The sequence below is a fragment of the Herbidospora daliensis genome (assembly GCF_001570585.1).
GTDB lineage: Bacteria > Actinomycetota > Actinomycetes > Streptosporangiales > Streptosporangiaceae > Herbidospora > Herbidospora daliensis.
The window spans coordinates 471,840-491,305 of the sequence record NZ_BBXF01000001.1; the positions used below are offsets into that span (position 1 = coordinate 471,840).

The 19,466-nt window shown below is 72.5% G+C and carries 16 protein-coding genes; 8 read left to right on the plus strand and 8 right to left on the minus strand.

Features of this window, described 5'->3' with window-relative positions; translation table 11 throughout:
• Window positions 1-57 precede the first annotated feature (57 nt).
• The 4 genes from AW274_RS01765 to AW274_RS01780 are packed head-to-tail and all read left to right on the plus strand — an operon-like array spanning window position 58 to window position 4,620.
• On the plus strand, window positions 58-807 hold the full coding sequence (locus AW274_RS01765; RefSeq protein ID WP_232319937.1) for a serine/threonine-protein kinase: 750 nt from the start codon (window positions 58-60) through the stop codon (window positions 805-807).
• On the plus strand, window positions 804-1,877 hold the full coding sequence (locus tag AW274_RS01770) for a hypothetical protein (protein WP_062428647.1): 1,074 nt from the start codon (window positions 804-806) through the stop codon (window positions 1,875-1,877). Before AW274_RS01765 ends, AW274_RS01770 begins: the two co-directional genes overlap by 4 nt.
• Window positions 1,874-3,331: a hypothetical protein gene (locus AW274_RS01775; RefSeq protein ID WP_062428649.1), complete on the plus strand. Its 1,458-nt coding sequence runs from the start codon at window positions 1,874-1,876 to the stop codon at window positions 3,329-3,331. Before AW274_RS01770 ends, AW274_RS01775 begins: the two co-directional genes overlap by 4 nt.
• Entirely contained in the window at window positions 3,328-4,620 is a 1,293-nt protein-coding gene (locus AW274_RS01780) for an AAA domain-containing protein (RefSeq protein ID WP_232319938.1), read from the plus strand. Before AW274_RS01775 ends, AW274_RS01780 begins: the two co-directional genes overlap by 4 nt.
• Here the strand turns inward: AW274_RS01780 and AW274_RS01785 are convergent.
• The 3 genes from AW274_RS01785 to AW274_RS01795 are packed head-to-tail and all read right to left on the minus strand — an operon-like array spanning window position 4,608 to window position 8,670.
• Entirely contained in the window at window positions 4,608-5,480 is an 873-nt protein-coding gene (locus AW274_RS01785) for an FAD binding domain-containing protein (protein WP_062428656.1), read from the minus strand. The genes AW274_RS01780 and AW274_RS01785 overlap by 13 nt on opposite strands.
• Window positions 5,477-8,050, minus strand: a complete 2,574-nt coding sequence (locus AW274_RS01790; protein WP_062428658.1) for a molybdopterin-dependent oxidoreductase — start codon at window positions 8,048-8,050, stop codon at window positions 5,477-5,479. The genes AW274_RS01785 and AW274_RS01790 overlap by 4 nt, the downstream gene beginning before the upstream one ends.
• A gap of 38 nt (window positions 8,051-8,088) precedes the next feature.
• Entirely contained in the window at window positions 8,089-8,670 is a 582-nt protein-coding gene (locus AW274_RS01795) for a TetR/AcrR family transcriptional regulator (protein ID WP_063813050.1), read from the minus strand.
• A 29-nt stretch (window positions 8,671-8,699) separates the two neighbouring features.
• Between AW274_RS01795 and AW274_RS01800 the strand changes: the two genes are divergently transcribed.
• Window positions 8,700-9,344 carry an endonuclease V gene (locus tag AW274_RS01800; protein ID WP_062428661.1) on the plus strand — a complete coding sequence of 215 codons (645 nt, stop codon included), beginning with the start codon at window positions 8,700-8,702 and terminating at the stop codon, window positions 9,342-9,344.
• Here AW274_RS01800 and AW274_RS01805 read toward each other — a convergent pair.
• Both AW274_RS01805 and AW274_RS01810 read right to left on the minus strand, forming a co-directional pair.
• Window positions 9,313-9,735 (minus strand): hypothetical protein, encoded by a 423-nt coding sequence (locus AW274_RS01805; protein ID WP_062428663.1) that lies wholly within the window; start codon window positions 9,733-9,735, stop codon window positions 9,313-9,315. The genes AW274_RS01800 and AW274_RS01805 overlap by 32 nt on opposite strands.
• Window positions 9,732-10,595 (minus strand): SDR family NAD(P)-dependent oxidoreductase, encoded by an 864-nt coding sequence (locus tag AW274_RS01810; RefSeq protein WP_062428665.1) that lies wholly within the window; start codon window positions 10,593-10,595, stop codon window positions 9,732-9,734. Before AW274_RS01810 ends, AW274_RS01805 begins: the two co-directional genes overlap by 4 nt.
• An 86-nt stretch (window positions 10,596-10,681) precedes the next feature.
• Between AW274_RS01810 and AW274_RS01815 the strand changes: the two genes are divergently transcribed.
• Together AW274_RS01815 and AW274_RS01820 are read left to right on the plus strand one after the other, a co-directional pair.
• Window positions 10,682-11,293, plus strand: coding sequence for a TetR/AcrR family transcriptional regulator (locus AW274_RS01815; RefSeq protein WP_062428667.1), 612 nt, complete (start codon window positions 10,682-10,684; stop codon window positions 11,291-11,293).
• Window positions 11,294-11,373: 80 nt separating this feature from the next.
• Window positions 11,374-13,248 (plus strand): S41 family peptidase, encoded by a 1,875-nt coding sequence (locus AW274_RS01820; protein WP_062428669.1) that lies wholly within the window; start codon window positions 11,374-11,376, stop codon window positions 13,246-13,248.
• On the opposite strand, the gene AW274_RS01825 is transcribed toward AW274_RS01820, so the two are convergent.
• The 3 genes from AW274_RS01825 to AW274_RS01835 are packed head-to-tail and all read right to left on the minus strand — an operon-like array spanning window position 13,245 to window position 16,120.
• Complete coding sequence (locus AW274_RS01825) at window positions 13,245-14,474, minus strand: adenylosuccinate synthetase (RefSeq protein ID WP_062428671.1); 1,230 nt, start codon at window positions 14,472-14,474, stop codon at window positions 13,245-13,247. The two genes, AW274_RS01820 and AW274_RS01825, sit on opposite strands and share 4 nt — an antisense overlap.
• Window positions 14,475-14,491: 17 nt before the next feature.
• The gene (locus AW274_RS01830) at window positions 14,492-15,322 is read right to left on the minus strand and encodes a hypothetical protein (RefSeq protein WP_062428673.1); all 831 of its coding nucleotides are present in this window, start codon (window positions 15,320-15,322) and stop codon (window positions 14,492-14,494) included.
• Between the two features lie 45 nt (window positions 15,323-15,367).
• Complete coding sequence (locus tag AW274_RS01835) at window positions 15,368-16,120, minus strand: NUDIX hydrolase (RefSeq protein WP_062428675.1); 753 nt, start codon at window positions 16,118-16,120, stop codon at window positions 15,368-15,370.
• Between the two features lie 229 nt (window positions 16,121-16,349).
• Here AW274_RS01835 and AW274_RS01840 point away from each other — a divergent pair, with 229 nt between their 5' ends.
• Complete coding sequence (locus tag AW274_RS01840; protein WP_062428677.1) at window positions 16,350-19,412, plus strand: glycoside hydrolase family 48 protein; 3,063 nt, start codon at window positions 16,350-16,352, stop codon at window positions 19,410-19,412.
• Window positions 19,413-19,466 lie beyond the last annotated feature (54 nt).

Sequence of the window (19,466 nt, forward strand, 5' to 3'; positions counted from 1 at the left end):
CTGGAAGCAACTGGAATAGCTTGGCTTTCCGTGGGGCCGCTGTTAAGGTGCGGAAACGTGGATCTGGACGGGCTGGAAGCACAGATGGGGAAGCTGAGGAAAGCCATCCGGCAGGCGACGGCGGCCGGGCGGCACGCCGAGGCGCGGGCGCTGCGGGCCCGGCTGCGGGAGGCCGAGCGTCAGTGGGACGCCGAGGTCGAGCAGCCCGCGACGCAGCCTCCGCTGGTTCCGGTACGCGAACAGGTCCACCGGGCGCTGACCCTGCTCGGCGCCCCGACCGCCGCCAAGATGATCGTCGCGGTCGACGAGTCGTTCTTCGGCGGCCAGATGGCCAACACCCAGCTCACCAGCCTCCGGCGGGACGAGGAGAAGTCCTACCGGTCGGCGCCCGGCGCCCGGCCCTACTACCTGTGCGCGGCGCTGACCTCCGAACTGCTGTCCCCGGCCCGGGGTTTACTGGCGCTCAGCACGTGGGCGCTGCCGCAGCGGATCATCGGGCCGCTGAGCCCGCGCACCGACTTCCTGACCTCGGCCGTCCGGCTCGCCGAGCACCTGATGCGGCTCGACGACGCCTCGCCGGGCGCGTTCCGGCTGCTGGGGCAGCTGGCGCAGAACATCCCGGGGGCCGGCGACGGCTTCGGACCGGCCGATCCGGCCAAGGTGATCGCCGCGGCGGGGGCGGAGCTGGCCGTACACCAGGAGAGGGATCAGATGGACAGGCGGGAGGCGGCCGCGCGGGCGGCCGACCGGCTCGGGCCGGTCGAGCGGCTCTTCGGTTCGGGGGTCAAGGCGGTGAGGTCGGCGTGAACCGGCTCGACGCCATCCGGGGCACGACGCCGGGGCAGGATCACAACGCGCGCAGCATCGCCGCCCTGGCGGCGAACCCGGCGTGCGACCGGCGGGCGGTCCTCGACGCCGCGGCCATCGACAAGCCCCGGCTGATGCGCCGGTTGCGGTTCGACGACCGGTGGGGCCAGTCGCCGTTCGCGATCCAGCGCAACCAGCAGTTCACCGACCTGGTGAAGGCCAACGGCGCGGCCCACCTGCTGCGGCTGCTGCGCACCCTGCTCGACCTGCCGATCGAGGAGGCGGGCTACGTCAACCTCGAAGACGCCGGGGGCAACGAGGGCCACGTCGCGCGGCACGGGCACACCCGCCGGATCATCCGGCAGACCGCCGAGGGCCGGGGCCGGGCGACCATCCTCGACCGGCCGCTGCTGCGGCTCGACGTCGCGGGCGCGCAGGTCTACCTGGAGCCCGACGTGATCGCCTTCCAGCTGGGCGGCCGGTTCCACATCGTGGCGATCAAGTCGTTCGCGATCGTCGACGACCAGGCCGACACCCCGAAGGTGTCGGCGGCGGCGCGCGAGGCGGCGGTCTACGTCCACGCGCTGCGCGACCTCGTCGGCCGCGACCTGGTCTCCCACGACGTGATCCTGGTCTGCCCGCGCGACTTCACCAACGAGCCGACGGCGACCACGGTCGACGTGCGCCACCAGCTCGTCACCCTCGCCCGGCAGCTCTCCCGGCTGACCCGGATCGACACGATCCTCGACCGGCTGCCCGAGCGCCTGAGTCTCGACGTCGACGCGCTGCCGGCGGCCGAGATCGAGGCCGCGGTGGCCGCGATCCCGGCCCGCTACGCGCCGCAGTGCCTGTCGGCCTGCGAGTTGTCGCACCTGTGCCGCCGCGAGGCCCACGACCTGGGGCATCTCGACGCGCTGGGCCGCGTCGTCCGCGACGACCTGGGCGGCATCGAGTCGATGCAGACCGCGCTGCGGGTGGCGACGCCGGGCGAGCCGGTGGCCGACGACCAGGCCGAGATCGCCGAACGGCTCCGCCACGTCGCGCGCCTCTACGACGAGGCGGTCGCGTGAGCCTGCTCCACTCCTACGTGAAGGTGCGGGCGCGGGAGCGGGGGCGGGCGCTGCCGCGCGCCACCGTGCGCCACGTCCACCTGGCCGAGGCGCCGATGGTGTTCGTGCCGCTGCGGCTGGCCGGTGAGGCCGCCGCGCCGCTCGGCGCGATGGTCGGCACCGACCCCGCCCGGCCGACGCTGCTCGTGGTGCCCCAGCCGCGCAACCGCGACCTGCGGTTCCAGTTCCTCGCCGACCTGGGGGCGGTGCTGCTGCCCTACGTCGACCGGATCTCCCGGCAGGTCGAGACGGTCGAGGCGAAGACCCCGTTCGAGCGCTGCCTCGACGCGCCGCAGATCGTGGTGCCGAGCCCCGGCGGGGTCGAGTTCACCGCCAAGCTGGGGCGCTCCTCGCGGTTCCGGCGTACGACCGGTCCCTACGCGGTCGACCCGGCGGTGCCGATGCTGGGCCGGTGGTTGACGTTCCTGGCCGAGCAGAGCGAGTTCGCCGGGTCGTCGCTGATGGTGGCGATGACCGAGCTGCTGACCGCCCACTGGGTGACCGGGCAGAGCGCGGTCGAAGACGGCGACCTGGCCGCGCTGCTCGGCTGGATCGACCCGCCCGAGGGCCTGACCGGCCCCGAGGCGGCGGCGCTGGCCGACGACCCGCTGACCCCGCCCGCCGGGCCCGACACCCATCCCGAGTTCGACCGGCAGGAGCTGCAGAAGGCGATCGAGCACTACGACGTGACCGGCTCGGCCGGGCAGGTCGAGGAGGCGCTGCACGGCCAGCTGCGCCCCACGTGGGACCGCATGTGGCAGGCGATCGGGCTGCTCGCGGCGCTGAAGGAGTCGCCCGGCGCGACCGCGCGCTGGGAGCGCGACCGCGTCCACGTCGCCCTCCACCGCGCCTGGATCGACGGCGGCGGGCTGCCGCAGGGCAAGCGCGACAGCGCGGTCGCGGCGGCCAAGCGGCTGGCCCGGCTGGAGGCGGCGCAGCAGTCGTTCGAGGCGACCCGCGCGTTCGACGACCCGCTCGTGATGGCCGAATACCGCGCCGACGGGGTGGCGTTCGCGGGCGAGGTCGTGGCCGTCGACCTCACCCGGCGCATCGTGCCGCCGGGCGGCAAACGCGAGGTGCCGCGTCCCCTGGTGACGATCGAGACCGCCGATCCGGTACGCCTGTCGAAGGGCAAGAAGGTGCGCTCGCCCTCCCGCCCGCGTCAGTCGGCGACCATCGCCGAGCTCACCGAGACGACGGTGACCGTCCAGATCGACGACGGCATGGGCCGGGGCGGGCAGCCCGCCGAGGGCAGCGTGCCCGGGGTCGGGACCGTGATCTGCTACACCGAGCTCGACCCCGGCGAGTCGCGGCGCGCGCCCCTGCCGCCGCGCGAGGAGACGCCGTGGACCCACGGCGGCCCGCCGCCCGAATACGTGCCGACCGACGACGACGCGATGGAGCCCTGGTCGTGACCCCCGCCGAGGCCGCCAGGGCGGCCACCGAGACCATCCTGGCCGACTACACCAGCGCCGCCGCGCCGGGCCTGGTGGTCGACTCGCCTCCCGGCGCCGGGAAGACGACGCTGGTCGTCGAGACCACCGCCGCCATCGCCGCCAAGGGCGAGCGGCTGATGATCGTGGCCCAGACCAACGAGCAGGTCGACGACCTGGTCGACCGGCTGGCCCGGCGCGCCCCCGAGCTGAGCGTCGGGCGGCTGCACGCCGAGGGCTTCGACCCGCCCGAGCGGGTGCGCCGCCACGCCGCCGTCACCACCGGCAGTAAGATCGCCCAGGTCGACGCCTGCCAGGTCGTCACCGCCACCGCCGACAAGTGGGCCTACGTCGCCGACCGGAGCTGGAAGTGGGCGATCGTCGACGAGGCCTACCAGATGCGCTCCGACAAGCTCCTCGGGGTCGCGCGGCTGTTCGCCGACGGGCACGCGCTGTTCGTCGGCGACCCGGGCCAGCTCGACCCGTTCAGCGTGGTCGACAGCGAGCGGTGGACCGGCCTGAAGTGGGACCCGCTGCAGAGCGCCGTCGCGGTGACCCAGCGGCTCAACGGGCTGCGCACCCACCGGCTGCCGGTGTCGTGGCGGCTGCCGGCCAGCGCCGCGCCGATGGTGGCCGAGGCGTTCTACCCGGCGGGCGGCTTCACGGCCGGCACCGAGGAGGGCACCCGGCGGCTGGAGCTGACCGTGCCGGGCCTGCGCTCGGCGTTCGACCGTACGGTCGAGATGGCCGCCGCCACCGGGTGGGCGCTCTACGAGCTGCCGAACCGGCACACCGTGCGCACCGACCCCGAGGCCGCGCAGGCGTGCGCCGAGATCGCCCGGCGGATGGTGCAGCGCGGCGCGGTCGCCCACGACGAGCACGGCTCCCACCCGGTGACCCCCGACCGGATCGCCATCGGCTGCGCCCACAACGACCAGGTCGCGGCGGTGAAGCTGGCCGGGCCGCCCGAGGGCGTCACGGTCGACACCGCAAACCGGCTCCAGGGCCGCGAGTACGACGTCACGATCGTGCTCCACCCGCTGTCGGGGCGGCGCGACGCGACCGCGTTCCACCTGGAGTCGGGGCGGTTGTGCGTCTTGACCTCGCGGCACCGGCACGCCTGTGTCGTGGTGGCCCGCGCGGGCATCGCCGACCTGCTCGACCACCATCCGATGAGCCCCCGGGTGCAGCTCAACGTGCCGATCAAGTTCCCCGACGGGTGGGCCGCGAACCACGCGGTCCTGGCCCACCTGGAGAACTACAGGGCCTGAGCCAGCACGTCGCCGATCAGCGTCGCGGTCAGCCCGATCTTGTACGCCGTCTCGGGGAAGGCCGGCGTCCAGTCGAGGCGGGCCGCCCGCGCGAACAGCTCCTCCGACGGGGCCTCGCCGGTGAGCGCCGCCTCGACCTCGGGCAGCCGGAGCGGCACCGCCGCCACTCCCCCGACGGCCACCCCGGCCCGGGTGACGACGCCGTCGCGCACGGTCAGGTGGGCGACCGCCTCGGCCAGCGGCCACTCGGCCGAGGCGCGGCCGATGGCCCGCTTGTACCCGGCGCGTTCGCCCTCGACGGGCGGCGGCAGGGTCACCGCGGTGAGCAGGTCGGACGGGTCGAGCAGGTGGTCGCGGGCGCCGTCGCCGTAGAGGGCGGCCACCGGCGTCGAGGGCCGGTTCTCGATCTCCGCGACGGCGTCGTAGGTGAGCAGCGCCATCGCCACCGACGACGGGTGGGGCGCGACGCACGGCCCGAGGTCGAGCACGACGGCGCGCTCCCCCGGGTTGCCGCGTGCCGGGCAGCCCTCGCCGCCGGTCTTCAGGCACTCGTAGTGCTCGTTGCGGTAGTAGCGGCAGCGGGTGCGCTGGAGCAGCACCCCGCCGACCGTGGCGGCCCGCCTGATCTGCGGCGTCGCCAGCGCGCCGGCCGTCAGGGCGAGGGCGGGGTAGGCGGCGGTCAGGGCGGGGTCGGTCGCCAGGGTGTCGACGGTGACCATCGCGCCGATGCGGAAGCCGCCGTCGCCGGTGGTCTCGATCGACCGGAGGCCCCGGTCGTACAGGTCGACGATCGGGCCGGTCGAGCGGCCCGACAGGCGGCGTTCCATCAGGTCGGTGCCGCCCGCCAGGTATTCGGTCATCGGGGCATCCCTTCGAGCAGGCGGTCGGGGCGGATGGGCAGGTCGAGCGGGCGGAAGCCGGTCGCGTTGAAGACCGCGTTGCCCACCGAGGCGGCGACCGAGACGGTGCACACCTCGCCGAGCCCGATGCCGCCGCCCGGGACGTGGTCCCAGCCGTCCTCGTGGAAGTGGATGGTCATCTCGGGGGTGTCCTTGACGCCCGGCAGCCGGTAGTCCTCCAGGTTCGCCGACAGGACCACACCCGTGCGCGGGTCGGTGAGCCGCTCCTCGTAGAGGGCGTAGCCGATGCCCTGCACGATGCCGCCCTCGCACTGGTTGAGGGCGGCGGCCCGGTTGTAGATCGCGCCGACGGCGACGCCGCCCCACACCCGGGTGACCCGCGTGTGGCCGAGGAGGGTGTCGACCTCCACTTCGGTGATGTGGACGGCTCCCGCCAGCCCCCGGCCGATCCGCAGGTGGTCCATCGACACCGGGACCGCGGAGCCGCGCCGGTCCTTGGGCCGTTCGCCGACCACGGTCGTGCCCTCGGCCTCGGCCACGGGCTTGCCGCCGAGGTGGGCGGCGAGTTTTCCGGCGGCGTCGCGGGCGGCCGGGCCGACCGAGGCCGTCGACCGGCTGCCGCCCGCCACCGGGCCGTGGGGCGCGTCGGAGTGGCCGAGCTCGACGACGATGTCGGCGTCGGGGAAGACCTCCCTGATCGTGTTGCGGATGACGGTCCGGACGCCGGTGCCGATGTCCTGGGTGGCGGTCCGGGCGACGATCCGGCCGTCGCGCACCGTGAGCTCGACCTTGGTGTCGAGGTCGGCGGTGTAGATCCAGTTGGCCGCGGCGGCCCCGACGCCGCGCCGGTAGCGGCCGGTCTGGGGTGCGGTCGGCCGGTCGCGCCACAGCGGCAGGTCGCCGGCGATCTCGTAGAGGGCGCGGCGGCGGCGGTTGCCGTCCCAGGTGCGCCGGAGCTTGAGCGGGTCGGCGCCGAGCTTGTGGGCGATGGCGTCGACGCCCTGCTCGACCGCCCACGCGAACGGCGGTCCGCCCGGTCCCCGGAAGGGGCTGGCGGGGGGCGCGTTGGCGATGACGTCGCGGTCGCGGACGTGGCGGGGGCCGAAGCCGTACATGAGCAGGCCCAGGGTCGCGACCATGGAGCCGGTCGAGACGCCGCCGTGGCCCGAGACGTCGAGGGTGATCGCGGCCAGCCCGCCGGTCGGGGTGCCGAGCATGCGCAGCTCCGAGCGGGTGCCGGGCCGGTAGCCGGTGTCGGTGAGCTCCTCGGCGCGGGACATCGCGACCCTGACCGGGCGGCCCAGCTTCCGGGAGAGCTCGACGGCGGCGACGGCGTCGGTGCCCAGGCCCAGCTTCGCGCCGAACCCGCCGCCGACGTGGTGGGCGACGACCTCGACCTTCGGCGGGTTCCAGCGTTTGGCGGCGGCGGCCTTGAGGTGCGGGAGCGCCTGGGTGGAGGTGTAGAGCGTCAGCCCGTCGGGCCGCCAGTCGGCGACCGAGGCGTGCGGTTCGAGCGCGGTGTGCGACTGACCTGAGGTGGTGAACGTGGCGGCGAAGTAGCCGGGCGCGTTCCGCTCCTCGGCGGCGTCGAGCCGCCGCCGCGCGGTGCGCCCGCGCCAGGCGGAGGCGTAGCCGGACCGGACGTTGCCCCGCCACCGCGCCGGGAACCCGGCGCCCTCGGCGCTGGAGGGCGCGCTCTTCTGCGCGGCGGCGTCTTCGAAGATCACCGGTGCGCCGTCGCGCCGGGCTTCCTCGGGGTCGACGACGGAGGGCAGTTCCACGTAGTCGACCGTGACGGTTTTAGCGAGCTCCCGCGCCAGGGCGGGCGTCTCGGCGGCGACGGCCGCGATCGGCTGCCCGGTGTACCGGACGACGTCACCGTGGAGAAGCCGCACGAAACCCGCGACCCCAGACGGCTTTCCGGGCGGAGGCGCGGACGCCGACCCACCAGGCGCATCCGGAAATGTCACCATCACGCGTGCATGCGGAAGCCGGGAGCGCACGATCACCCCGTGCAGCATGCCGGGAAGGGTCACGTCGACCGTGTACTCGGCCGCGCCCGTCACCTTCGCCGGGGCCTCGACCCGGGCGGGCACCGGCTCGCGGTCGTCGAACGTGCCCGCGCACGCCTCCTGGACGGCGGTGAGGATGTTCTCGTAGGCCCCGCACCGGCACAGGTGGCCGGTCAGCGCGTCGGCGACCTCCTCGCGGAAGGGCGTGCCCTCGTGGTCCTTGCGCCACCGGTCGTGGAAGGCCACGGCCTCGGTCACGAAGCCCGGCGTGCAGAAGCCGCACTGGAGCGCGTCGCACTCGACGAAGGCCCGCTGGACGGGATGGTCACCGCCCACCCCCTCGACGGTGGTGACCTCGGTCCCGTCGAGACGGGCGGCGGGCAGCAGGCACGACACCCGCGCCTCGCCGTCGACGAGGATCGTGCAGGCCCCGCACACCCCGGCGCCGCAGGAGACCTTGGTGCCGGTGGCCCCGAACGCGGTCCTGATCACGTCGGCGGCGGTGTCGCCGGGGCCGGGGTCGTGCTCGCGGGGACTGCCGTTGAACGTCAGGCGCATGGAGGGGCTTCCCTTCGGCTCTTATCCGGAGTGAATGTTCACTCCGCTCCGCCCGGTATGTCAAGCAGCGCCCACGTGGCCGCCTCGGCCGCCGACAGGTCGGCGGCGGTCAGCAGCAGCCCCGCGCGCCGCGCCTTCACCAGCCCGACCAGTGCGCCGTAGACGAGCGCGACCAGCATCTGCGGATCGCCGGACCGGATCTCCCCCGCCTTCTGCCCCTCGGAGACGAACTCCACCGCCATCCCGTCGACCGACGCCGAGGCGGTCCGGCTGTCGACGTCGAGGTAGCTCTCGTGCTGTTGCAGTTCGAGGAACGCGAACGCCTCCGGGTGGTCGGCGGCGAACCCGACGAACGCGTGGAAGATCGCCGCGAACGTGCCCGCGTAGGACGCCTCAGCCGGCCGCTCGGCCGCGATCCGCTCGGCCAGCCGCTGTTTCCAGAGCCGGTAGACGGCGTTGCCCAGCGCCTCCTTGCTGGGGAAGTACCGATAGAGGGTGCCCACCGACACCCCCGCCCGGTCGGCCACCACGGCCACCGGGGTGTCGCCATAGGTACGCTCGTCGAACACCGCGAGCGCTGCGTCGAGCAGCGCCGCACGCGTACCTCCCGCTCGTGTCATTCCGGCAGTCTACGGTGGGCCTCGTGGGGATGACCTGGGACGAACCGGCCACCGTCGCCGAAGCGGAGGCGATCCAGTCGCGCCTGCGCCCGCTCGCCGATCTGACCTCGGAAGGACCCGCCGAGATCGGCCTCACGGCCGGGCTCGACGTGGGCTACGCGGCCGACGGCACGGTCACCGGAGCCGTGGTGGTGCTCGACGCCGACCTGAACGTCGTCGACCAGGCGGTGGCCCGCGAGCAGGCCAGATTCCCCTACGTGCCGGGGCTGTTCGCGTTCCGCGAGATCCCGCCCCTGCTGACGGCGCTCTCCCGCCTGTCGGTCACGCCGGGCCTGCTGGTCTGCGACGGCTACGGGGTGGCGCACCCCCGCCGGTTCGGGCTGGCCTGCCACCTGGGCGTGCTGACCGGGCTGCCGGCGATCGGGGTGGCGAAGACGGCGTTCGTCGGGACCCACGAGACCCCCGCCGACGAGCGCGGGTCGTGGACGCCGATCGTGCTCGACGGCGAGACGGTCGGCCGGGCCCTGCGCACCCGGGCCGGGGTGAAGCCGGTCTACGTGTCGCAGGGGCACCGGATGAGCCTCGGCAACGCGTGCGACCAGGTGCTGCGGCTGGCCCCGGTGTTCCGGCTGCCCGAGCCGATCAGGCTGGCCGACCGGCTCTCTCGTACCTGATCGACAGGTCGGGCCGCCAGACGCCCTCCTCCTGCGCGAGCTCCCAGCCACCCTCGACGACGTCGCCGTCGAGGGTGGCGGTGAAGCGCTGGGCGAACCCGGGCTGGTCGCGCCACATCTTCCAGACGCCGTCGTCGAAGGTGCACTGGTAGACCCGGTGCACGCCCCGTCCGTCGGAGTAGAGCTGGGTGAGCCGCCCGGTGCCGTCGTCGGGGCCGTAGACGCAGACCACGGGGAACAACTCGGGCATGCCCTGGTCGCCGGGGAAGACGTCGGTGCGCTGGACGACGAACCGGTCGTCGAGCCAGGTGAACTCCGACCTGACCCGGCCGAGCACCTGACCGCCGGGGAGGGCGGTCGTGACGGCCCACTCGCCGATGAGAGGTGTCATTCGCTGCATCCCGCATGCGTAGCAGAAAACGGCACCGCCTGCTCCGCGGCGCGGCTGACCTCCTCCCAGGCCGCCCAGGTCTCCATCTTCCGACGGGAGACGTCGAAGGCGAGGTCGTAGACCATGCTGCCGAGCAGCAGCCGCAGCGGCGGGTCGTCGCTGTCGACGAGCGTCATGACGGCCTTCGCAGCGAGTTCCGGCAGGCTGTCGACGGACCCCTCGGCGAAGCGTTTCTCCAGTTCGGCGCGGAGCGGCGCATAGACGTCCATGGGCTCGGTCGTGACCAGCCCGGTGGTGTAGAGGTCGGTCCAGTAGCCGCCGGGCTCGACGATGGTGACCTTGACGCCGAACGCCTCGGCCTCGGCCGCCAGCGCCTCGCTCATGCCTTCGAGGGCGAACTTGCTCGCGCTGTACATGCCCGTGAGCGGGAAGCCGCCCAGCGCGCCGATGCTGGAGATCTGCAGGATGTGGCCGCTCCCCTGGGCGCGCAGGTGCGGCAGCACGGCCTGGCCGACCCAGAGGGGGCCGAAGAAGTTCGTCTCCATCTGGGCCCGCGCGTCGGCCTCGCCGAACTCCTCCAGCATGCCCATGGCGAGGTAGCCGGCGTTGTTGACGACGACGTCGAGGCGGCCCATGCGCCGCACCGCCTCGTCGACGGCGGCCCGGACGGCCGCGCGGTCGGTGACGTCGAGTTGCAGGGCGAGGAACCGGTCGCCGTGCTCGGCGGCCAGTTCCTCCAGCGGGGCGAGGGTGCGGGCCGCCCCGACGACGCGGTCGCCCGCGGCGAGCGCGGCCTCGGCGAAGGCCCGGCCGAGGCCCCGGCTCGCTCCGGTGACGAACCACACACGATCAACGGTCATGGTGTTCTCCTGAGGTTAGGCGAGACGAACCGTCTCGGCTTGCCTGACTGTAATACGAGACGGTCCGTCTCGTCTACACTTCTGCCATGACGACGCAGAGAAAGGCGCCCGACGCGGCGCGGCGCAACGAGGCCGCCCGCCGGTCGATCCTCACCGCCGCCCTCGACCTGGCCGGCGAGGTCGGCTACGCCCGCCTGAGCATCGAGGCCATCGCCGCCCGCGCCGGGGCGGGCAAGCAGACCATCTACCGGTGGTGGCCGTCGAAGGGGGCGGTGCTGTTCGACGCGCTGCTGATGCTCGCCGAAGGCCCCACCGACGAGCCCGCCGACCTGCCCGACACGGGCGATCTCGAAGCCGACCTGAAGACCGTGCTCCGGGCCACCGTCGCCGAACTGAACGAGCCGCGCTACAGCGAGCCGATGCGCGCCCTGGCGATCGAGATCCTGCTCGACCCGGCCCTCGCCGCCGACTTCGCCGAACGCCTCGACGAGCCGATGCGGGAGATCAAGCGCCGCCGCCTCCGCAAGGCTCAGCGGGCGGGACAGATCGGGCCCGGCGTCGACCTCGACGTGGCCGTCGACCTCCTGTGGGGGCCGCTGAAGAACCGGTGGCTGCACCGCGAGGGGCCGCTGACCGCCGAATACGCCGACGCCGTCGTCGAGACCGCCCTGGACGGGCTCCGGCCGGCCGCTGAGTAGCCCCCTACTCTCCCCTGGACCGTTCTCGGGGGCCATGGTGGACTTCCGACATTCCTTCCGAAGGCCACCAGGAGCCTTGTATGGACGTAAAGGCCGTCTTAACCGCCGCCGCCGAGGATCCACAACCCGAGGCCGCCGCCCCGCAGCCCGTCTGGACCGTCGTGCCCGGCACCCTGGCCGACTTCCTGGCCACGGCCGGCACGCTCACCCTCGACCAGCGGCGGCTGATCGTCCGGCAGGCCCTGGTCGTGTTCGAGCAGAACTTCGCCCACCTGCCGCTCAAGGTCGCCATGCACGGCGTCAACCCCGTCCAGCGGCTCCGGCTGCTCGCGGCGCGGCTTAGCCGCCAGGAGACCCCCGACCCCGAGTGGGCCTTCCACTTCGAGCTCCAGTCGATCTTCCACTCGGTACGCGACCTGCACACCGGCTACCAGCTGCCCAAGCCGTTCGCCGACGCGGCCGCGTTCCTGCCGTTCCGCATCGAGCAGGCCGGCGACCGCTACCTCGTCACCCAGGTCAACGCCGGCCTCCTGCCCGTCGGCGGCGACCTCAAGGTCGGCGTCACGGTCACGCACTGGAACGGCACGCCGATCGGAAGGGCCGCCGACGTCAACGGCGAACGCTACGCGGGCGGCAACCTGGCCGCCCGGCACGCGCGCGGGCTCGAGTCGCTGACCCAGCGGTCGCTCGCCGGGCACCTGCCGCCCGACGAGGAGTGGGTCGTCGTCTCGTACGTCGACCTCGACGGCAAGCCCCAGGAGCTGCGCATGCCGTGGCTGGTGCTGCGCCGGATCACACCGGCCGCCCCGGTCGGCGGCGACGCGCCGCGCGGCGTGGACATCGAGGGCGAGCAGCTGGCGTCCATCAGGAGCTTCCTGTTCGAGGGCGCTGGGCCGTCGAACTACACCGCGACCGGCATCTTCCTCTGGCGGCCCGTCGAGACGGCGTCGGGCACGTTCGGGCACGTCCGCATCACCGGCTTCAGCCTCGGCGAGTTCACCTCGCAGGCCCAGTTCGCAGCCGCGCTGCAGGCGCACGTCGAGGCGTTCGCGCGGATCATCACGTCGCTGCCGGAGGACGGGCTGATCATCGACATCCGGAGCAACCCGGGCGGCCACATCCTGGCCGGGGAGATCCTGCTCCAGTTCCTCACCCACCGCCGCGTCCAGCCCGAACCGGCCCAGATGGTGAGCTCGCCGCTGAACCTGCTGCTGGCCAGGCACACCCCCGACTACGCGCGCTGGCGCCGGTCGCTGGAGTTGTCGGTCGAGACGGGCGCGGTCTACTCCGACGCCTTCCCGCTCAGCTCGGAGGAGATCGTCAACGCGTTCGGGCAGTTCTACCACGGCCCGGTCGTGCTGATCACCGACGCGCGCTGCTACTCGACCTCCGACATCTTCGCCGCCGGGTTCGCCGACCACGCCATCGGCACGATCATCGGCGTCGACGACAACACCGGCGCGGGCGGCGCCAACGTGGTCGGCCAGGCCGACCTGCTCGACGACCTGCGCGACGTGCCCGGCAGCCCCTACGAGCCGCTGCCGGCGGGCGCCGAGATCAGCGTGGCGATCAGGCGCACCCTGCGGGTGGGCGACTCGGCCGGGACCCCGCTGGAGGACCTCGGCGTGGTGCCGTCGGTCCGCCACCGGCTCACCGTCGCCGACGTGCTGGAGGGCAACCCCGACCTGATGGAGACGGCCGGGCGCGAACTCGCCAAGCTGCCGAAGCGGCGGCTCCGGCTGGGTGTCGTCCCGGGCGACGACGCGCTCGTCGCCCACTTCGACACCCTCGGCCTCGACCGGGTCGACGTGTACGTCGACGGACGCCCCCGTGGCTCAGTCGACGTCGCCCCCGGGGCCGGCAGCCTCACCCTGCCGGGCACCGGTGAGCAGGTCAGGGCCGAGGGATTCCTCGGCGGGGAGCTCGTGGCGGTCGCCACGGCCTTCCCGGGCTAGCGGCGGGCCGCGGCCGACCGGCGCACCTTCTTGTCGAGCCACGTCGGCCCGCTCGACCGGATCGTGACGTCGGCGTCGAGTTCCTGCGCGACCAGCCCGGCCCACGACTCGGGCGCGGCCGACAGGATCGGGCGGGCGGTGAGCAGGCGCTCGGACTCCCGGGCGCGGTGCTCCAGCCCGCCGCCGGGCACCAGGGTCAGGCCGTCGGCGTACTCGCGGCAGACCTTGAGCTCGGGGTGCTCCTCGGCCACGTCGAGGTGGGTCACCGCGATCTCGTCGACGCCGCCGCAGACGCGGGCGGCGTAGCGGAGCGCGACGAGGTCGAGGTGGCCGGTGCGGAACGGGCCCTGCCACTCGCCGGTCATGTTGTGGCGCTCGGGCAGGTGGAGGGTCGGGTCCTCGGTCACGAACGGGCCGTTGCCGTGCCGGGTCATGTACGTCCGGACCACGCCCAGCCGCTTCGCGTCGTCCAGGCCGGCCTCGCCGAGCAGTTCGAACGCGTTGGTGAACGTGGTGGTCGACCAGGTCGTGTAGGGGTGGAAGCCGTGCCACTCGTCGAGCAGCACGCCCTGGGCGCCCTCGAAGATCAGCGGCCCGCCCGAGGGCAGCCGCCCGGTGTGCACGGTCGCGCCGAACTGGCGGTAGGCCTCGGCGACGTCGTCGACCGACGGCATCCTGATCGGCTGCCCGATCTCGGCCGAGGCCCAGTCGCGCAGCCGCCGCAGCAGCGGCTTCAGCGCCCGGAGGTTGCCGCAGTCGGCGACCCGGATGGCCGAGCCCGGGTTGTCGATCGCGTAGGACGCCGTCTCGCCGACGCCCATGCCGCACGAACCGTGGCGGCGGTCACCCCGGGAACGTTCCCGGAACTGGTTGACGCGCATGTGGAACGGCGTGGTGACCAGCGCCTCGGGGTCGACGGTCAGCAGGTCGAACGGCCGGTGCACGCCGAGCGCGCGCAGGTGGTTGGCCTCGCTGGCCAGCCGGATCGGGTCGACCATCATGAACTTCGACAGGAACGTCGGCACGCCCCAGAAGGTGCCCGCGCCGAACTGGGCGAAGGTGTGGTGACGGCCGTCGGGGGTGACGACGTTGTGGCCCGCCTGGCCGCCGCCGTTGTAGCGGACGACGGCCCTGACGTTGGCGTGCCGGGAGCACAGGTAGTCGACGATGGTGCCCTTGCCCGCGTCGCCGTATCCGAGGTCGGCGACGATCACGTGGTCTTCCATGGTGGCCTCCACTCTCGCTAGTGGGCCTTCTGGGACATGACGCGGTCGACCACGGTGAGCGCGATCGTGTCGCAGATCGACGAGATGTCGTCGAGCTCGATCACGCGGTCGCCGAGAAGCGTGCGCCACAGGCCGCTGACCTGCTGGTCGCCCGCGTGGGAGGTGCCGCCAGGGATGATCATGTTGATGTCCCAGGTGCGGGCGGCCTCCTTGATCACGGTCTCGGTGCGGACGTCCTTGACCATGGACTCCCCGAACAGGGTCGCGACCTGGTGGCCGGCCACCGTCGGGTAGGGCATCTCGTCGCCGATGACGAAGGCGACCCCCTTCACGCCGCGCTTCTCGTGGCAGTCGAGCGCGGTGTGCCGGGCCAGGAAGTAGAGGGCCAGTTCGTAGCTCTCCTGCATGCCGCCGCCCCCGCCGCCCTCCAGGAGGATGCGGCGCAGGTCCTCGTCCATGCGGTTGTCGGACTCGAACTGGCCGATCTGGAGGGGCGCGCGGTCGCAGGTCGCGTCGCCGACGGCGCCGAAGAGGATCTGGGCGTCGGGGACGAGCGCGGTGACCGTGGAGAGCAGGCTCGGCAGGCGCTCCTGCAACTGCCGGGGGACCCGCTGCATCGAACCGGTGACGTCGAAGAAGACGGCGACGGCGACGCTCTCGGGGTGTTCCTGGGAGTCGCGCGCCTCCCGGACCCTCACGTTGTAGGGGTCGAGCGCCTGGTGCACCCGCCAGGTGTGGCGGGGCTGGTTGCGCATCGCCTCGTTGTGCCCGAAGGCGGCTAATCCGCGCTGCTCCCGGTAGGTCTGCGCGGCCTCGAACTCATCGTCGGACCAGTGGCCCCATCCCATGTGCGGTGACTCCTCATCGGTGGCTTCGAGTGTTCGGTGGCTTCTCTAGGTGGTCTCGGACGGGCGCAGTAACGCCGGATGCAGCTGGGTCGCGCCGCCCCACCGGTAGAGCCGGGCACGGGGGCCCCCACGTTCTCCCCCGCGCTCGGTGGTGCGGCCGGTCTCCTCGACGTAGCCGTCGACCGACATCACCTTCCGGTGGAAGTTGCCCGGGTGCAGCTGCTCTCCCCACACGACCTCGTAGACGTTGCGCAGCTCGGAGATGGTGAACTCCGGCCCCACGAACGACGTGGCGAGCGAGCTGTACTCCAGCTTGTTGCGGGCCCGTTCGACGCCCTCGGCCAGGATCGCGGCGTGGTCGAAGGCGAGCTTCATGTCTCTGGTGGCAGCCAGGGACATCCACGCGGCGTTCTTGGCGTCGGTGCCGGCGACGGGTTCGGGCACCTGGGGGGCGAAGGCCAGGTAGGCCACCGTGAACACGCGCAGGGGGCGCGGGTCGCGGCCGGGCTTGCCGAAGGTCTTCAGCTGGTCCAGGTAGACACGGTCGAGATCGGTCTGCTTGAGGCCGGTCTCCTCTCTCAGTTCACGGGCGGCGGCCTCGGGCAGGTCCTCGTCAGGCTGCACGAACCCGCCGGGGAGCGCCCACTCGCCCTCGAACGGCGGCTCGCCGCGTTCGATGAGCAGCACGTGGAGCTCCTTGTCGCGGATCGTCAGGATGACGAGGTCGACCGTCACGCCCACAGGCGGGTAAGAGCGCGGCTCATAGGTTCTCAGCCATTTCGCTTCCGCCTCTTTCATCGCACCGTCTTTCTCATACTGAGTACTTCTGCATTTGAGCATAACCCCGTGTGCACGTGCACACAAGCCGCCCTTCGGCCGTCCGCGTCTCGCTTTGAACGTTTCACCACTCTCCGTACGCCGTCCCACGTCGGTTGACCTCGGGTCGTCACGTTCCCGAAACACCCTGTACGCCGAACGGAAACGCGCCCACATTGAGATCCGCCCACCCCCCTGGAGATGACCTGCTATGAGACCCCCACCCAGACTCCGGCCGCGGTCGTGGCGGTTCCGCGCCACGGCCGTGTTCGCCGCGGTGGCGGCGGCCGTCGCGCTCGCCACCTTCCCGACCCTCCCCGCCAGCGCCGCCATCGCGTGCCAGGTGACCTACGCCAAGCAGTGGGACAACGGTTCCGGCTTCGGCGCCAACATCTCCATCCAGAACCTCGGCGACGCGGTCAGCCCGTGGCGCCTGACCTACACCTGGCCGGGCAACCAGACGGTGCAGCAGGGCTGGAACGGCACCTGGTCGCAGTCGGGCTCGAACGTGACGGTCGTCGCCCCGTCGTGGGCGCAGAGCCTGGGCACCGGCGCGAACGTCGGGGTCGGCTTCAACGGCCAGTACTCCGGCACCAACACCAACCCGTCGACGTTCTCGCTGAACGGCACGGTCTGCAACGGCCCGAACCCCTCGCCGTCGCCGTCGCCCTCGCCGAGCCCGCAGGCGCTCCTGGTGACCCCGACGACGGTGAGCGTGCCCGAGGGCGGCACCGCGACCTACTCGGTGCGGCTCCAGGCGCAGCCCTCGTCGAACGTCACGGTGACCTCGACGGCCGGTTCGGGCGACACCAGCCTGACCGTGAGCTCCGGGTCGAGCCTGACGTTCACCTCGTCGAACTGGGCCACCGCCCAGACGGTGACGCTGGCCGCCGCGCAGGACTCCGACAGCACCAACGGCTCCCGCACGATCGCGGTCGCCTCCAGCGGCCTGACCAGCGTGAGCGTCACCGCGAACGAGGTCGACGACGACCCGGGCACCACCCAGTCGCTGATCGTCTCACCGACCGCGCTGCAGGTCCCCGAGGGCAACACCGCGATCTTCGGGGTGCGGCTGGCCATCGCGCCCTCCTCGAACGTCACCGTGACCACGACGGCGAGCTCCAGCGGCGACGCCGACCTGACCGCGACCGCCGGCACCTCGCTGACGTTCACGCCGTCGAACTACGCGACCGCGCAGAACGTGACGCTGAGCGCGGCGCAGGACAGCGACAGCACGAACGGCTCGCGCACCTTCACCGTGGCGTCCAGCGGCCTGTCCTCGGTGGCCGTCACGGCGACGGAGGCCGACGACGAGAACACCAGCAACGCGTACATCACCGAGTTCCAGACGCAGTACAACAAGCTCAAGTCGAGCGCCTCGGGCTACCTGTCGCCGGAGGGCATCCCCTACCACTCGGTGGAGACGCTGCTCGTCGAGGCGCCCGACCACGGCCACGAGACCACGTCGGAGGCGTTCTCCTACCTGATCTGGCTGGAGGCGCAGTACGGCCGCGTGACCCGCAACTGGGCGCCGTTCAACGCCTCGTGGTCGCTGATGGAGCAGTACATCATCCCGTCGACGGCGGGGCAGCCGGGCGGGCAGACGGCGTACAACCCCGCTGACCCGGCCGACTACGCGCCCGAGTTCAACCAGCCGAACCAGTACCCGTCGCCGCTCTCGACGAGCGTCGTCGCGGGTCAGGACCCGCTGGCCAACGAGCTCCAGTCGACCTACGGCAACCGCACCATGTACGCCATGCACTGGCTGATCGACGTCGACGACGTCTACGGCTTCGGCACCGGCCGCGGCAGCAGCCTCAGCGAGTGCGGCGACAACACCAAGCGGGTCACCTACATCAACACCTACCAGCGCGGCCCGCAGGAGTCGGTGTTCGAGACCATCCCGCACCCGTCGTGCGAGACGCAGCGGTACGGCCAGAGCGGCGGCGGCTTCCAGCCGCTGTTCATCCAGGGCACCGCGGCCCCGCAGTGGCGTTACACCAACGCCCCCGACGCCGACGCCCGCGCCGTCCAGGCCGCCTACTGGGCGCTGATCTGGGCGACCGAGCAGGGCAACCAGTCGCAGATCTCCTCGACCCTCACCAAGGCCGGCAAGCTCGGCGACTACCTGCGCTACGCGATGTACGACAAGTACTTCAAGAACCCCGGCTGCGCGTCGCCGACCTGCACCGCCGGTTCGGGCAAGAGCAGCTCGGCGTACCTGCTGAACTGGTACTTCGCCTGGGGCGGCGCCATGGACGGCACGTGGGCGTGGCGGATCGGCTCCAGCCACAACCACGGCGGCTACCAGAACCCGCTCGCGGCCTGGGTGCTCAGCTCGGCCGGCCCGAGCGCGCTGCGCCCGCAGTCGCCGACGGCGGCGACCGACTGGGGCACCTCGCTCACCCGCCAGGTGCAGTTCTACAAGTGGCTCCAGTCGGCCGAGGGCGGCATCGCCGGCGGCGCGACCAACTCGTGGGACGGCGCCTACGCGTCCCGGCCGAGCAACCTGCCGCAGTTCTTCGGCCAGACGTACGACGTCGACCCCGTCTACCACGACCCGCCCTCCAACCAGTGGTTCGGTTTCCAGGCCTGGGGCATGCAGCGCCTCGCGGAGCTCTACTACGTGACCGGCAACACGATGGCCAAGTCGGTGCTCGACAAGTGGGTCCCGTGGGCCGTGGCGAACACGACCCTGGGCAGCGGCGCGACCTTCGCCATCCCGAACGAGATGGACTGGTCGGGCGCCCCGTCGGCGAGCTTCAGCAGCACGTCCGGCACCCCGGCCGACAACCCCGGCCTGCACGTGTCCATCCGCAACACCGGCACCGACGTCGGCGTCGCGGCCTCCCTGGCCCGGACGCTGATCTGGTACGCCGCCAAGGAGAACGGCTCGACCCTGGGCAACTCGGCGAAGGCCACGGCCAAGGGGCTGATCGACCGCCTGCTGCTGTCGAAGACCAGCAAGGGCATCGCGATCCCCGAGCCGCGCGCCGACTACCAGCGCTTCGACGACGTCTACAACGCGTCGACGGGCCAGGGGGTCTACATCCCCTCCGGCTTCAGCGGCGTCATGCCCAACGGCGACACGATCGTCCCGGGCAAGTCGTTCCTCGGCATCCGATCCTTCTACCTGCAGGACCCGGAATGGTCCAAGGTCCAGGCATACCTGGACGGCGGAGCCGTGCCGACGTTCACCTATCACCGGTTCTGGGCCCAGGCCGACATCGCCATGGCCCTGGCCGACTACGGCACGCTGTTCCCGGCGGGCTGACCATCGACCGGCGCGGGCCCGCACGGGCCCGCGCCGGGCTGTTCTGGAGTACGC

Bases quoted from the DNA above. Each gene is read 5' to 3' on its own strand.
- AW274_RS01825 (WP_062428671.1), bottom strand. From the start codon at position 14,474: ATGGAAGACCACGTGATCGTCGCCGACCTCGGATACGGCGACGCGGGC.
- AW274_RS01785 (WP_062428656.1), bottom strand. From the start codon at position 5,480: ATGACCGAATACCTGGCGGGCGGCACCGACCTGATGGAACGCCGCCTG.
- AW274_RS01810 (WP_062428665.1), bottom strand. From the start codon at position 10,595: ATGACCGTTGATCGTGTGTGGTTCGTCACCGGAGCGAGCCGGGGCCTC.
- AW274_RS01830 (WP_062428673.1), bottom strand. From the start codon at position 15,322: ATGGGATGGGGCCACTGGTCCGACGATGAGTTCGAGGCCGCGCAGACC.
- AW274_RS01835 (WP_062428675.1), bottom strand. From the start codon at position 16,120: ATGAAAGAGGCGGAAGCGAAATGGCTGAGAACCTATGAGCCGCGCTCT.
- AW274_RS01840 (WP_062428677.1), top strand. From the start codon at position 16,350: ATGAGACCCCCACCCAGACTCCGGCCGCGGTCGTGGCGGTTCCGCGCC.
- AW274_RS01800 (WP_062428661.1), top strand. From the start codon at position 8,700: ATGACCTGGGACGAACCGGCCACCGTCGCCGAAGCGGAGGCGATCCAG.
- AW274_RS01820 (WP_062428669.1), top strand. From the start codon at position 11,374: ATGGACGTAAAGGCCGTCTTAACCGCCGCCGCCGAGGATCCACAACCC.
- AW274_RS01795 (WP_063813050.1), bottom strand. From the start codon at position 8,670: ATGACACGAGCGGGAGGTACGCGTGCGGCGCTGCTCGACGCAGCGCTC.
- AW274_RS01790 (WP_062428658.1), bottom strand. From the start codon at position 8,050: ATGCGCCTGACGTTCAACGGCAGTCCCCGCGAGCACGACCCCGGCCCC.
- AW274_RS01815 (WP_062428667.1), top strand. From the start codon at position 10,682: ATGACGACGCAGAGAAAGGCGCCCGACGCGGCGCGGCGCAACGAGGCC.
- AW274_RS01805 (WP_062428663.1), bottom strand. From the start codon at position 9,735: ATGACACCTCTCATCGGCGAGTGGGCCGTCACGACCGCCCTCCCCGGC.